The organism is Bacillus cereus group sp. TH152-1LC, from assembly GCF_027710505.1.
GTDB classification, from domain to species: domain Bacteria; phylum Bacillota; class Bacilli; order Bacillales; family Bacillaceae_G; genus Bacillus_A; species Bacillus_A mobilis.
On sequence record NZ_JAQFNK010000003.1, the window covers coordinates 91,684 to 105,507 of the forward strand.

Sequence of the window (13,824 nt, forward strand, 5' to 3'; positions counted from 1 at the left end):
TCTCAATTCCATGAATACAGTTTACAATTTCATTTCTCTTTGACAAACAAATGCAACCTCTTCTTTCAATATGTATATACTACCTATTAATATGCTTCTACTCTTAGTTTAGCAAATCCTCAAAAAAATAATAAAAGAAATATACTATCATCTTCATAAAATTAAAAAAATGAGTTATAATATTATTATAAATATTTTTACTTTTCTGCATTCAACGAGACAAGAAAAGGATGTGATGTTATGGGATTCCCAAAAGTTGAGCGTTTGCTCATCAATTATAAAACATTAGACGAATTTAAAAAATTTAAAGGTTGCGGAGCTCAAGAACTATCCATGTTAGAAGAATTACAGGCAAACATTATTGAAAACGATAGTGAATCTCCATTTTACGGTATTTATTATGGCGGATCATTAATTGCACGTATGAGTCTATATATGAAAAGAAACGGCGGGGAACCATTCGAAATTACAGGTACTTACCTAGAACTCTATAAACTTGAAGTGTTACCAACTTTCCAAAAACAAGGATTCGGAGAAATGCTTGTAAATTATGCGAAGGGGCTACAGTTCCCAATTAAAACGATCGCACGTATCCATTCAGCTGGTTTTTGGGATAAATTAAATTTCCAGCCTGTATCAGTACCTGATGGTGATTTTTATGTTTGGAACCCAGAAACAAATTTGAATACGGTTACAAATGAAGAGTCTGCATAAGAAATAAAAAAACAGCTACATAGCAGCTGTTTTTTTATTTCTTTAACTTTTCTAATTTCCCATTCGAACGAGCGCTATTTCTTTCTGCTACCATTACACTTCTTTTTTGATCAATATAATCAAGCAATGTTCTATATTCTTCCTCATATACTGATAATCGCTCCAAAAGACTCTCTCTCTCTGTTTGTAACGATTCAATTTGCTGTTGCAACACCATTAAGGAGTTTTCATCTTTATAATTTTGCAAGAAATCAATAACATCATTCAACGTAATTGACGTGGGCTCTAATACCTTCGTCTCTTTCACTTCATAATTTTCTACTTTACGTAGTTGCTTTGCTTCTTCGATACGTTCTTTGTATTGCTTTCTAACGTAAGAATTCCATCTAAAGCCACATGCTGCTGGTGTACGAGATAAATGTCTTCCCACTTCTTTAAAGGCAGATAATTGCGTTCCACCTTCTTGAATATGCCGGAGTACTACTTCTGCCAGAAGCAAATCTTCATCATCAGTCCAAGCATCTTGTCTTGTTGTCGCCATTTCTCTAGTCCTCCCTATGCATTTTTTATTAAACATATGCAGTTACTAGAAAAGATAGAATACAACAAATGAAGAATAAGACAAAAAAAAAAAAAAAAAATAAACGCAGAAGATATCTTCTACGTTTATTTCCCGCAATTACTTGCTGATTACTTCTTTACCTTTGTAAGTACCGCATGCTTTACATACACGGTGAGCTAATTTCGCTTCACCACAGCTTGGGCACTCTACCATACCAGGTACTGATAATTTGAAATGCGTACGACGCTTTCTTTTTACTGTTTTAGAAGTTCTTCTAAAAGGTACAGCCATTCTTCCCACCTCCTTAAAAGAAATAGTTATTTTCATATGAAGGCCTAAACCAGTCTTCCGATTATTTGTCAAAAAACTTTGCAAGTCCTGCTAATCGTGGATCAACAGTCTTTTCTTTGTTTTCTTCCGAAATCACTTGCCAGTCTTGACCTTGCATCGGTGCTCCACCAGAAACATCATCACTGAAAATTTGCATTGGAATCTCCAAAAGTATATTTTCCTTGATTACGGGCAGTAAGTCAAGTACTTCTCCTTCTAAACAATGAATTTCAGCTTCAGTTTCAAATTCTTCTTGTGAAGTTTGGAACACCTCAGTTGTTTTAATGTCAAATGGTAATGTCACATCTACTAAAGAGCGAGAACATGGTAAAACCATGCTTCCAGTTATATGTAGATGGAACGTAAACTTACCGGAGCCAAAATCAACTCTTCCTGTTACATGAACAGGATTAATTTCACGAATATCTTTCTCGACCTCTTGTAGCTCACTTACATCTACCATCTCATCCAATGTCAATCCTTTATTTCTCAATTTATTCAATTGATGGATGGACCATTTCATATCCTATCACCTCAAGGCAACAAACAAAATTATAGCTAGCCATTTTATATTTGTCAATGTTTTTTCTTTACACTATAATGAAGTCATCATAGTAAATATTATATAGAGTATCACGTTTTTCAAAAAGATGCTACATCGAAAGGAGAGATTACCATAAAAGCCAGTGGTATTGTTGTTGAATATAACCCTTTTCATAACGGTCATGATTATCATGTGCAACAAACAAAAAAGTTAACACACTCTGATATTACAATCGCCGTTATGAGTGGCCCTTTTTTACAGCGTGGTGAGCCCGCACTCCTATCCAAATGGTATCGCACCAAAATGGCCTTATCATGCGGCGTAGACCTTGTTGTAGAGCTTCCGTATGCCTTTTCAACACAAAAGGCTGAAACCTTTGCAAATGGCGCTATTTCCATTTTAAACGCCCTACACGTTTCTGAAATTTGTTTTGGTAGCGAAGATGGACAAATCGAAAATTTTTATAACACCATTTCTGTGCAAAAAAAGGAAGAAGAGACTTTCAATCGTCTTGTAAAGCAATTCATGAATGCAGGTAATAGTTACGCAAAAGCTACATCTGAAGCTTTCCTACACATTTTATCTTCTGAAAAAAACATAGACATGTCACAACCGAATAACATATTAGGATTCCAATACATGAAATCAATTTGCTTACAAAATAGTTCTATGCAAGCACAAACGATAAAAAGATTCGCATCTCATTATCATGATGAAACATTTAGCGATCAACATATTGCAAGCGCAACTAGTATTCGCAAACAACTTTTTAGCGACAATAGTTCTTTTACAGAAATTGAGCCTTTTATCCCAAAAGCGACCGCTTCTCTTTTAGCCAGTTACAAACAAAACTACGGGATTTTACATAATTGGGAACAGTACTTTTCATTTTTTAAATACAAACTCATGACGATGTCTTCAGAGGACTTACGACATATATATGAAATAGAGGAAGGTTTAGAGCATCGTATTTTATCAAAAATACAAACCAGTTCCTCCTTCCATTCATTCATGGAAGCATTAAAAACGAAGCGTTATACATGGACTAGATTACAAAGAGCTTGTACACACATTTTAACAAATACAACAAAAGAAGAAATACATAGAGCAAATATAGAGCAGCATGCACCGTACATTCGTCTACTAGGCATGTCACAAAAAGGACAAACTTACCTTTCAAAAAACAAGAAAAAAATAGAACTTCCCATCCTTACCCATACAAAAACATTTGATCATCCTACTTTACGCATAGAGCGAAAAGCCAATTCTGTATATTACTCCATCATGCAAGAACCATTACGAACACAACTACTAAAACAAGATGCAACACACCATCCAATTCGTTATGATGAAACAACTGCAAAATTTCTATAAAAAACCTCTCTTTTTCAGAGAGGTTTATTTTTTCTCGCCCATTTTTTCCAAATACATTAATGCATCATCCAGCGTATCCACTGGCACAACTTTCATTTTTGTTTTAATATCTTTCGCAGCCTCAAGTGCATCTTTGTAATTCGATTTCTCCGCATCTTTTTCATTTGGCGCAAAGAACACTTCAGCACCAGCATCACTTGCAGCTACCACTTTTTGCTGAATACCACCAATCGGGCCAATTTCTCCCTTTTCATTAATCGTCCCTGTTCCAGCTATTTCATGCCCTCTTGTTAAATCATCTTCCACAAGTTGATTATATATTTCTAATGTAAACATTAGGCCCGCCGATGGTCCACCTATTTCATGAGAATCAATTTTCACTTTCGGATCTACCACTAATTCTCTTTCTGTAACGATAGAAACCCCTATACCAACGCGTCCATTTCCATTTTGGATGGTCTTTGCATTTAGATCTTCTTTTAACTGTTTTCCATTCCTCTTGTACTCAATATTTACTGTATCTCCTTCTTTTTTCCCTGTCATATATTCAATAAATTGCTCCGTCTTTTCAAATGTTTTTCCGTCGACAGCTACGATGACATCTCCAAGTTTAAGCTTTCCTTCTGACGGCATCCCTTTCGCTACACCAGCAACCAATACACCTTTATTTTCAAAAGAAACAGTACGATTTGCACGTTTATAAGCATTATAAATTGCTGCATTTTGCGAATCTTTCATCGCATAATTTTGGCGAAATTGATATTCTTCATCACTTTCACCTTTTTGCAATATTTCTTCTGCTTTCGAAATATGTGTATATTTATTAAACTGTGCCGCTATTAAATTCACCACATTTGCTGGTCCCATTGAAACCGTAACAAGCATAAAATCACCGGATTCTTTCGTTCCACCCTCAACTTGAACGTAAGGCTCTAATTTGGCCGCCATTCCTGGTTTTGTTACATAATACGGTAAACGTACGTAAACCAGTAACATCGCCAATATAACCCCTATTAAAATTGCATATATAAACCGAAAACGCTTAAACATTATGTTTCTCCTTCCATTGCTCAATTAATAAAAAAATATTTGCAACATGTTTTTCCGCTTCTACTTCTCCAACTCGAATAATGTCTTCAATATTTGTAAAAGCACGTGAACTAAATTGTTCTACAGCTGGTCGCATCATTAAATCCGATGCAATTTGCCGATTCATCACAAGCTCATGTTGCATAATTTCAATACTCTGCATAATTACATCATAAATAGACGTAACCTCTCCATTCACTTTAATCGGGGATACATCAACAGCAATAACAATATCGGCACCTAACTCTTTCACAACCGATACTGGAATGCGATCAATCACTCCGCCATCCACCAATAATCGTCCATCTATTTTTTCTGGTACAAACACTCCAGGTACAGATATGCTAGCTCTTACCGCCTCTGCAACAGGACCACTTGTAAAAACTACTTTTTCCCCCTTCAAGATGTCAGTAGCCACAACAGCCGTCGGGATATCTAACTCTTCTAAATTTTTATTATATGTAAACATTTTAATCATATCTTTGACACGTTTTCCAGCAATAAATCCCATTTTCGGAACCGTAAAATCTAAATAATATTTCCTCTTAAAAACATTTGCCAGTTTATACAGCCTTTCAACGTTTGAGCTAGCTGCATAAAATGTACCTACTAAAGCCCCCATACTACTTCCTGCAATCATATGAATCGGTATACCATTTTCCCTTAAAACTTTTATAACACCAATGTGAGCAAACCCTTTTGCGCCACCAGATCCGAGAGCTAAACCTATTTTCGGTTCTTTCATTTTTCTCACCCTTTAATTTTTTTCATTCCTTTTTTCATACTTATGGTCTAAATTCACCACGTATCCACGTATACTGAAATGAACGTTTTTTGGGACAAAGGGGGATTTATTTACATGTATGAAAAATGGAAAACGGCTTTCCTTACCATATCAACATTGTTTTTAACCTTTTCTCTTGTACTCCACCCCCAAGCTGCTTTGCAAGCTTCCATTCGAGGGTTAAATATATGGTGGGAAGTTGTATTCCCTTCACTTTTACCGTTTTTCATCATTGCGGAACTTCTAATTAGTATTGGTGTTGTAAAATTTATAGGTGTTATATTAGAACCACTCATGCGACCACTTTTTCGCGTTCCAGGGATAGGTGGATTTGTTTGGGCAATGGGAATGGCTTCAGGATTCCCTGCTGGCGCCAAATTAAGCGCTAGACTGCGTAAAAGTAATCAGCTAACACAAATCGAAGCAGAGCGCCTCGTATCTTTTACAAACTCATCTAATCCACTCTTTATTTTTGGAGCTGTTTCTATCGGTTTTTTCAATAATCCGAAATTAGGAATCGTATTAGCTGCTGCACATTATTTAAGTAACTTTGCTGTCGGGTTATTGATGCGTTTTTACGGCAATAGCAACGTTTCCACGAATGATAAACATACTACTAAAAAACGTCCTTTTCAAAACCCTTTTTCAATCCTACACGAGACACGCATACAAGAAAAAAGACCAATAGGAAAATTACTTGGGGACGCTATCGTTTCTTCTATTCAAACGTTACTTATGATTGGTGGATTTATTATTTTATTCTCTGTTTTAAATAAAATGATTACTGTATTTCATATTACAGCAGCACTTTCTTTTATTATGCAACATATTTTATCATTCTTCCAACTAACTACAGAATTTAGCATTCCGATATTATCAGGCATTTTTGAAATGACACTCGGAAGCCAAATGATTAGTCAAGTAAATGAAACACCCCTCTTGCAGCAAGCTATGGTAACTAGCTTTATTTTAGCATTTAGCGGCCTTTCTATTCAGGCACAAGTTGCTAGCATATTAGCTGAAACAGACATCCGATTTAAGCCTTATTTTTTCGCGCGAATTATTCAAAGTATTCTTGCTCCTATTTTCACTTTTATATTTTGGAAACCATTTTATGAAAAAGTAACCTCTTTTTCACCTATGCAACAAGATATCCCCGTATTTTTACCAAATCATTCTTCTATATTGCATGAAATTTGGACATCTTTTGTGCACTATGGACCGATATTCACATTATTTTGTTTATATGTATATGTTATCTTATTATTTTTTCGTAGTAACAAAGAAAAACCCCGTTCACTTTAACGGGGTTTGAAACTTTTCTTTTAAAGCACGTTCTACAACAGGAGGTACAAGATCCACTACGCTTCCGCCATATCTCGCAACTTCTTTCACAATGCTCGAGCTTAAAAATGAATATTGATTGTTTGTCATAATAAAAAAAGTTTCAATATTTTCATCTAATTTTCGATTCATAGAAGTAATTTGCATCTCATATTCAAAATCAGAAACCGCTCGTAACCCACGTAAAATCGCGTTTGCATTACGCATTTTCGCATACTCCACTAATAGTCCACTATGTGAATCTACCTTTACATTCGGGATATCCTTTGTTGCTTCTCGAATTAAATCTAAACGCTCTTCAACTGAAAAAAACGGTTTTTTTGACGAGTTGTTTAAAACTACTACGTATACCTCATCAAATACTTTTGCTCCCCTTTTAATAATATCCAGATGCCCAAGGGTAATTGGATCAAAACTTCCCGAAGAAATAGCTATACTAGTCATTCCGTCCCCTCACCTTCATACTTATAAATCGATATTGCCGTAATCCCATAATTTTCAGCTCTTACTTTCACAAGTCTCCCTATAGAATCAGGTAAAACCACATCATTACCATGCTCTGACATAATTAATCCATCTCTATGTAACAATCCATGTTGATCCATCACACTAATTAAAGATACAATTTTTTGATCTTTATATGGAGGATCAATTAATATAAGATCGAATGATATTTCACGTTTTATAAGAGCCTTTACCGCACGTTCTGCATCATTTCGATATACTTCAGCTTGTTCCTGTATGCGACAACTTTCTAAATTTTGATGGATTACCTTTATCGCTTTGTTATCTCGATCAACAAAGATTGCTTTATCAATCCCTCTACTTATAGCCTCGATTCCAAGACCACCACTACCGCCAAATAAATCAAGAGCGGTACCGCCATCAAAATAAGGACCTATCATATTAAAAATTGATTCTTTTACTTTATCTGTCGTTGGACGTGTTGTATTACCTGGCACCGCTTTAAGTGGATGCCCTTTACATTTTCCTGAAACTACTCTCATCTGTTGTCACTACCTTTATTTCAATCTATCGAGCAACTATAGAAAGCCTTCCTCCATTCGGTAACCGCTACCAAACTATACGATTCCATTCATCTTTCAACGAACACTAGAAGAACTTAACTTAAAATAACCGCTCAGCATTTTTATGTATTCATCTCACTATTCGCTAACACGAACTATTCATTTCACTTTACCTTTTTTATCCTATCATAAAATAAAAAAAAGAAAAATAAAAAGCCAAACATAAAATTTAATTTCATGATGTATATCTTCATTTAGATTGGACATAAATAATTATAACAACATCACCTTCGATGTTGTTGCCAACCGCGGAGAAGACTTACGTTTCCCCATAAGTTCTTCCTCCGGTTTCTCCTCTCCCTTTGCCTTCTTACTAGTACAAGCTAGTATAAGAAGGGCCCTGCTTTGCAGGGTTTTTTTTCTTTGTCTACTTTTCATTTAAAAAATGAGATGGTACAGTAAGTAAAAGAAAGAGGAGGAAAAAATATGATTCAACGCTTTATAGAACTCGGAGAAGGCTACTCTGATTTATATGAATTACTTGAAATTGCCAAATCAAATCAAGAACGTATAACACATATGTTACAATTTGAAACGATTAAAAATGAAAAAAAAGTGTGCTCACTTGTTGTAATATTAAAGCCGACTACTACTGGTGATTTCCAACCATTATACATATGTCGTGAAGGCATTCCTGTACTTGAAAATAAAAAAAGTAAGCGCGTCATTTTATTTGAAGAAACAGCAGAACAACTAGGAAAAAAAGTAACTACCTTTACAGTAAAACCATCCACAACTTTCCCAGAAAAAGAACTGTTCTTCAATCATTTAATTGGTATTTTACGAATGAATAATTTCATTCCTCCAATGAAATAACACTTGATTTCAAATAAAAAATCCCCCGCTAAAATTAGCAGGGGATTTTTTATTAGCTATAATCGTATTCTTTTGCCCGATCAGGACGTGAATTTTCAAACTCCGTTTTTAAATACGGGCGGTACGACGGTTCTATCTTTTTCACAAAAGGAAGTTTGTTCAACTTTTGCATCATATGCTCAATTTGTTCCATATCACAATATACTACTGCGTATTTTAAGCGTTTTGATATGTAATGTATGTTACCATATTTCCTTAAAATCTTGGCATGTTTCAATGAATGTAAATAAACAATCATACTTTGTCGTTGCCCGAACATAATCTTCTCCATCTTCTCCTTTTAAAAACATATATTTTATATTTTATGAAAACCAATCAGAAATTTATGACATTATAGGACAAACTCTGTATACGTTTTCTTCTATCTTCTAAAAAACGGGGTGATTTACCCCGTTTTACAACCACAACCTCCGCCGGTACCACAACCGCCACCACAGCCACCAGCATCAAAAAATGGATTTCCTGTTGGAACTTTGATGGAAGAAGATACCTCAGAACCGATTGCGACACTAACTTCATCTAACAACTTTTGCAAAGCTGTTTCTACTCGTTTAAAAGCTGCAATCTTATCATGTAAATCTACAGAACGCTTTAACTCCCTCATTTTCGTCGAAACGAAAGTATAATCAGGATGATATTTACCGAAACGTTGCACTTCTTCATATCGTTCTTTCATCGCTGTAAATTGCTGAATTAACGTCTGAACTTCCATATCTTCATGCAATTCTTTATAACACTTACGATAATCTTCTGCTATATCTGAACAGATGATCGCTTTTGCAAGCTGCTCTGCCTTATCTAATATCAATACGCTTTCCAGCGTCGCTACAATCATGAGAGACACCTCCGAATATTCATCATACCACATTTAGAATAGAACTACTAATTGAAGTGTCTCACTAAACAGAAAGATATTACTCTAACTATTTTCCATACAATTCTAGCACATACTTATACATTAATATGTTCCGCAATATTATATTTCAGAACATCCCATTGCCCACTATTTTCTTTCACATAACTAATACATGCATTTTTTAATGGTGTCTTAAATGAAATATCTTCCGGTGCAATTGCATGTAAAATTGCTTTTATCGCATGTGAATGAGCTACAATGATAATACGTTTGCCAGAATGAGTTTCCGCAACATCTTTTACAGCAGCAAAGCAACGAGTCACAATCTCTTCATCTTGCTCCATACCTTCTACTTTACCTTCTGCAATTAGCTCCCTAACAGTCGCAACCGGCTTCCCTGAAGCTTCACCAAAATTACGTTCAACAAATCGCTCATCTAATAAAATTGATTGCAATCCTGTAGCCCCTGCAATTTCCTTAGCTGTTTCGTGCGCTCTAATTAATGGGCTACTTATAATTACATCCCATGCTTCCGCTTGCAAAGCAACTGCACTTTGACTTGCTTGCTTCTTTCCCACTTCATTAAGTGGAATATCTTCACGCCCCTGAATAATCTCTTGAAAATTCCAATCAGTTTGTCCATGTCGTACTAAACAAATTTCCGTCATGCTCATGCTGCAACTCCTTTTTAAATAATCCGCTTCTATTGTATCAAAAGTTCTGCATGACGGACATAGTTTTCCCTTCCAATTATGTTGTATTTTGCTGCTTCATATACTGAAACATATCGATCATAATGGAAGCAACTGCCAATTGATTTTGAAATTTCTCCACTTTATCTGGTATCGTTTTTTTGAAATGTTGCATAGCTGCTAACTCAAATGCCTCTTTTTCTTCAGGGTTTCGCGTTAGTTTTCTATACCAGTATGGTTGCTCCCTAATATAGCGAGATAAATCCTCATCAGCCTTTATAAACTCCATAATTTCTGCTCTCATCCGCTTTCCCCCTAATCCTTCTGAAAGAAAAATGGATTATTTTCGGAAGTACTTTCTTCTTGCCGCGCGGGCTTCCCTTGAAATTGTTGAAAAACTTGTTGCACACTACCAATAGCACTCGTCACATTAGCTAAATGGTGTTGCATTTGTTCCACATCTAGCTTTTTAAAGAAAGAAAGCATTTGTCCCATCACATCAGCAGTTTTTTCCTCTTCAGTTCGATTATCTTTTTCTTTTTCTTTTTCTTGTTTATTTTCTTTTACTGAAGAAAAAGCTGGTGCTCCATCAGGTCTAAACGTCGCCCATATCGGATCTTCTTCACCAAGTAAGTACCATTCTTCATAAAACTGTTGCCAAGTTTTATGACCACTTCTAACCTCATGAACCATTTTAGGGTGATGGTTTACAAACTCTTTAAACTGTTGAACCGATGGATGTAACGGTCCTTTTGTTGTTGGCATAATCCTCACCTCTTCATGTATATCTACTATATAGTAAGAAAAAAAAGGCACATGGTTCGCCTATTTTTAGACGATTCATGCACCTTTTTATCCTGCTATTTGCATACGGTAAGATTCCCACCTACAATTCAGTAAATACGAAGTACTTAAACGTGAGGTGTCCCTACACAACTTAAAACTTCACTTTATTTTCGAATAAAGTTTTGTGTATAAAACTTATCGTATACCCCAACACCTAATCCTGTAAATTGTTCATTTAATACATTCTTTCTATGCCCTTCACTATTTAACCAACCTTGCACCGCCGCAATTCCATCACTATGTTGCGCCGCTATGTTTTCACCAGCAAGTTGAAACCCTACTTTCCCGCGCTGTAAACGATCTCCTAACGTGCCTTGTGTAGGTGAATCGTGTGAAAAGTAATTATTATCCTTCATATCTTTACTATGCCCTATAGCCACATCTGCTGTTTGTTGATCCCAAGCTAACAACGGTAACTTATGGCGACTTCGAATAATATTTGTTAAATCAAAAATTTGTTGCATATTCCCATTCTCTATTTGTTTCATTTTATCTGGAGTCAATGGTTGTTCAGCTAGTAATTCACCTGAATAAACAAGCTGATACGGTCTTTGGCGTAATAATGTTTCATCATCCATATAACGAACACCAACAAGCTCATGTGTAAAATGATCAAAATATAATTGTGCCCAGCCATCTTCTACAGGTATTAATGGTTGTTCCATCACTTCCGTGTCAGATAACTCAAATTGATAACTATTTTTCCCTCTTTTTAACGAAATCTCATGCGAGAGTGGATTCTTTTTATACACTTCTTCATACTTTTCATTTATATAATAAGGCGGCACCTTAACTTGCTCTCCCGCAACATACGCCGTTACAACTTTTCGTTCCGCAACCCCAAATTGCACATACTGAGTTAAATCTTGATTGTATACCCACCATTCATATCCGTAAGCAGATGGCTCTATTCGAGATGGTTCGCCCCATTTTGCTAATAAATTTTCAGAGTCCCCACCAATCATATTTAAAACAGTATCGGAAGATTCTTCATTTACTTGTTTTTTCTTTTTCACAATTTTATTTTCTTGCTTTGATTGAGATGGGGTTAATATATATTGTGAAACGAGTAATTTCCCGTATAAATCAATAGCTAAAATTAAAAATGTAATCATTACGATACGCAATAATTTCTTCAATCGATATACCTCCTGCACAAAACATAAAATTGAGATATACACAAATCCTTTTCTTTCCTTTTTTTGTGTGTACCGTACTCTTTTCACTATATCATATTTTCGCAAAAAAAGTCTGGATTATCCCTTTTCTCTCAATATGAATTGCGCTTTCTTATTATTCATACTATTATAAAAATAATGATATAACATGAAAAGAGGAGGTATTATATGCAATTTACAAATACGAAATTTAATGGGGCAGTCGTTGATTTAACACTATTAACAGAGATTATGGAAAAGAACCATTTTGTACTTGCTGGACAATGGGATTATGAGCGGGTTACATACGATTATAAATTCGAAATATTAAACGACATTTATTATTTGCGTGTACAAGGTTTTGCTGTTGAAGGTGACATTGGTAGTAGACACGCTGAAGTAAAGCTACTTCCTCCCTTATTAGGAAAACATTATTATCCTCACGGCGTTGAGTACGGTGATGGTGAAAATTTCCCAACGAATGTACTTCAAAAAAGCGAACAACTCCTACAAAATGTCGAAAAAGAGTTAAAAGAGTTCCAAATCATTGAATAAAATAAAAGTGAGTGCATCAATAGGATGCACTCACTTTTATTTCGTTTGTAAATACGGTGGCAATTGTTGCAACTGCTCTTTATCCTTTTCACGCTCTCGACCCGCCCACCGAAAAAATACATAGCCGATAATTGTACCATACACTATTTCCTGGACAATTTTCATAATGATGCCGCCTGTTTGTTGGTCTTGTACGACTGGCATCCAGTGCAAAAATTCTGGTCCCGTTATATTTAAATCTGATAAAGTTCCCGCTGGTACACAAAGTTCCATCGCCTTCATCCAAGCAGCCGGATCCGTATACGTTGCGAATAACGGTGCAGTCGCAAAAATGATTAACGCGCAAGCTGGCGTTAATAATATACCGTTAGCAAACATATAACCAAGTTTCTTTATATCACTTAACGTTTGATATTCTGGTAATGGATTTAGCATCGGCCACCACATCATGATTGCCGTAAAGAACAATATAGCGAGACAAATAGGATGAGCAATTTGACTTTGTTTTACTGTATCAAAAACAACTGGTAAATGATAAAAAGAAAACAGGCCATTAAATACAAACAATGCAATAAGTGGCTTAGCAAATATCTTTAATATAATTTGAACGAACTTAAAAGAAGTAATATAACGATATAACCAAACCGGTATACCAAGCAATAATAACGGCGGAACTGCAATATACATGACTGCCATTTCAAACATATGTGCACTAAATATAATATGACCAATTAAATCAATAGGCCCGCCCTTTACAAAGTACACAAGAACAATCCCAGTCGTAAAATAAAAAATTTGCTTCTTACTTACCTTCGTCGCATTTTCAAATCGTGTTCTATATGGCCCAATAATTAAAAAGTACCCAATAAGAATCGAAAGCATAAATAATAAAAAAATTGGACTCCATAGAGCTTGAAAACCAAATATCCACAAGTTACTCATTGTCACACCCACCTTCTTAAGGTTACCCTTTCACATAATATGAAGAGGGAGCTGTGACAACACAAGCTCCC

19 protein-coding genes are annotated in these 13,824 nt (G+C 35.5%); 5 read left to right on the plus strand and 14 right to left on the minus strand.

What is annotated here, in order from left to right; genetic code table 11:
* The first annotated feature begins 240 nt into the window (after positions 1 to 240).
* A complete protein-coding gene (locus PDL00_RS10115; protein WP_000506704.1) occupies positions 241 to 714 on the plus strand; it encodes an N-acetyltransferase in 474 nt (157 codons plus the stop codon).
* 34 nt (positions 715 to 748) lie between these two features.
* Here PDL00_RS10115 and PDL00_RS10120 read toward each other — a convergent pair whose 3' ends face one another.
* The 3 genes from PDL00_RS10120 to PDL00_RS10130 all read right to left on the minus strand — a co-directional run bounded on the left by PDL00_RS10120 (position 749) and on the right by PDL00_RS10130 (position 2,129).
* A complete protein-coding gene (locus PDL00_RS10120) occupies positions 749 to 1,255 on the minus strand; it encodes an RsfA family transcriptional regulator (RefSeq protein ID WP_061678254.1) in 507 nt (168 codons plus the stop codon).
* Between the two features lie 138 nt (positions 1,256 to 1,393).
* Complete coding sequence (gene rpmF / locus PDL00_RS10125) at positions 1,394 to 1,567, minus strand: 50S ribosomal protein L32 (RefSeq protein ID WP_001984764.1); 174 nt, start codon at positions 1,565 to 1,567, stop codon at positions 1,394 to 1,396.
* Between the two features lie 61 nt (positions 1,568 to 1,628).
* Positions 1,629 to 2,129 (minus strand): YceD family protein, encoded by a 501-nt coding sequence (locus PDL00_RS10130; protein WP_061678255.1) that lies wholly within the window; start codon positions 2,127 to 2,129, stop codon positions 1,629 to 1,631.
* Positions 2,130 to 2,282: 153 nt separating this feature from the next.
* Between PDL00_RS10130 and PDL00_RS10135 the strand changes: the two genes are divergently transcribed.
* On the plus strand, positions 2,283 to 3,524 hold the full coding sequence (locus PDL00_RS10135) for a nucleotidyltransferase (protein WP_270729191.1): 1,242 nt from the start codon (positions 2,283 to 2,285) through the stop codon (positions 3,522 to 3,524).
* 24 nt (positions 3,525 to 3,548) lie between these two features.
* On the opposite strand, the gene PDL00_RS10140 is transcribed toward PDL00_RS10135, so the two are convergent.
* Both PDL00_RS10140 and PDL00_RS10145 read right to left on the minus strand, forming a co-directional pair.
* On the minus strand, positions 3,549 to 4,574 hold the full coding sequence (locus PDL00_RS10140) for a SepM family pheromone-processing serine protease (RefSeq protein WP_270728914.1): 1,026 nt from the start codon (positions 4,572 to 4,574) through the stop codon (positions 3,549 to 3,551).
* Positions 4,567 to 5,358, minus strand: coding sequence for a patatin-like phospholipase family protein (locus PDL00_RS10145; protein ID WP_061678258.1), 792 nt, complete (start codon positions 5,356 to 5,358; stop codon positions 4,567 to 4,569). Before PDL00_RS10145 ends, PDL00_RS10140 begins: the two co-directional genes overlap by 8 nt.
* Positions 5,359 to 5,472: 114 nt before the next feature.
* Between PDL00_RS10145 and ylbJ the strand changes: the two genes are divergently transcribed.
* Positions 5,473 to 6,702 (plus strand): sporulation integral membrane protein YlbJ, encoded by a 1,230-nt coding sequence (ylbJ, locus tag PDL00_RS10150; RefSeq protein WP_242256311.1) that lies wholly within the window; start codon positions 5,473 to 5,475, stop codon positions 6,700 to 6,702.
* Here ylbJ and coaD read toward each other — a convergent pair.
* On the minus strand, positions 6,694 to 7,185 hold the full coding sequence (gene coaD, locus PDL00_RS10155; RefSeq protein WP_000200598.1) for a pantetheine-phosphate adenylyltransferase: 492 nt from the start codon (positions 7,183 to 7,185) through the stop codon (positions 6,694 to 6,696). The two genes, ylbJ and coaD, sit on opposite strands and share 9 nt — an antisense overlap.
* Complete coding sequence (rsmD, locus tag PDL00_RS10160; protein ID WP_073516240.1) at positions 7,182 to 7,748, minus strand: 16S rRNA (guanine(966)-N(2))-methyltransferase RsmD; 567 nt, start codon at positions 7,746 to 7,748, stop codon at positions 7,182 to 7,184. Before rsmD ends, coaD begins: the two co-directional genes overlap by 4 nt.
* A 507-nt stretch (positions 7,749 to 8,255) precedes the next feature.
* Here rsmD and PDL00_RS10165 point away from each other — a divergent pair.
* Positions 8,256 to 8,645 (plus strand): DUF7147 family protein, encoded by a 390-nt coding sequence (locus PDL00_RS10165; protein WP_000616014.1) that lies wholly within the window; start codon positions 8,256 to 8,258, stop codon positions 8,643 to 8,645.
* Between the two features lie 52 nt (positions 8,646 to 8,697).
* Here PDL00_RS10165 and PDL00_RS10170 read toward each other — a convergent pair whose 3' ends face one another.
* The 6 genes from PDL00_RS10170 to PDL00_RS10195 form a co-directional block, all read right to left on the minus strand.
* Positions 8,698 to 8,964, minus strand: a complete 267-nt coding sequence (locus PDL00_RS10170) for a YlbG family protein (protein WP_061678315.1) — start codon at positions 8,962 to 8,964, stop codon at positions 8,698 to 8,700.
* A gap of 126 nt (positions 8,965 to 9,090) precedes the next feature.
* Positions 9,091 to 9,540: a YlbF family regulator gene (locus PDL00_RS10175; protein ID WP_166701979.1), complete on the minus strand. Its 450-nt coding sequence runs from the start codon at positions 9,538 to 9,540 to the stop codon at positions 9,091 to 9,093.
* 116 nt (positions 9,541 to 9,656) lie between these two features.
* The gene (locus PDL00_RS10180) at positions 9,657 to 10,229 is read right to left on the minus strand and encodes a histidine phosphatase family protein (RefSeq protein ID WP_242256320.1); all 573 of its coding nucleotides are present in this window, start codon (positions 10,227 to 10,229) and stop codon (positions 9,657 to 9,659) included.
* Between the two features lie 82 nt (positions 10,230 to 10,311).
* The gene (locus tag PDL00_RS10185; RefSeq protein ID WP_001200991.1) at positions 10,312 to 10,557 is read right to left on the minus strand and encodes a YlbE-like family protein; all 246 of its coding nucleotides are present in this window, start codon (positions 10,555 to 10,557) and stop codon (positions 10,312 to 10,314) included.
* Between the two features lie 11 nt (positions 10,558 to 10,568).
* Entirely contained in the window at positions 10,569 to 11,018 is a 450-nt protein-coding gene (locus PDL00_RS10190) for a YlbD family protein (protein WP_001143337.1), read from the minus strand.
* Positions 11,019 to 11,203: 185 nt separating this feature from the next.
* Complete coding sequence (locus tag PDL00_RS10195; protein WP_242256309.1) at positions 11,204 to 12,238, minus strand: CAP domain-containing protein; 1,035 nt, start codon at positions 12,236 to 12,238, stop codon at positions 11,204 to 11,206.
* 207 nt (positions 12,239 to 12,445) lie between these two features.
* On the opposite strand from PDL00_RS10195, the gene PDL00_RS10200 reads away from it, so the two are divergent.
* Positions 12,446 to 12,811: a YugN family protein gene (locus PDL00_RS10200; protein ID WP_242256307.1), complete on the plus strand. Its 366-nt coding sequence runs from the start codon at positions 12,446 to 12,448 to the stop codon at positions 12,809 to 12,811.
* A gap of 36 nt (positions 12,812 to 12,847) precedes the next feature.
* Here the strand turns inward: PDL00_RS10200 and ctaG are convergent, their stop codons facing one another.
* A complete protein-coding gene (gene ctaG, locus PDL00_RS10205) occupies positions 12,848 to 13,753 on the minus strand; it encodes a cytochrome c oxidase assembly factor CtaG (protein ID WP_270728926.1) in 906 nt (301 codons plus the stop codon).
* Between the last annotated feature and the right edge of the window lie 71 nt (positions 13,754 to 13,824).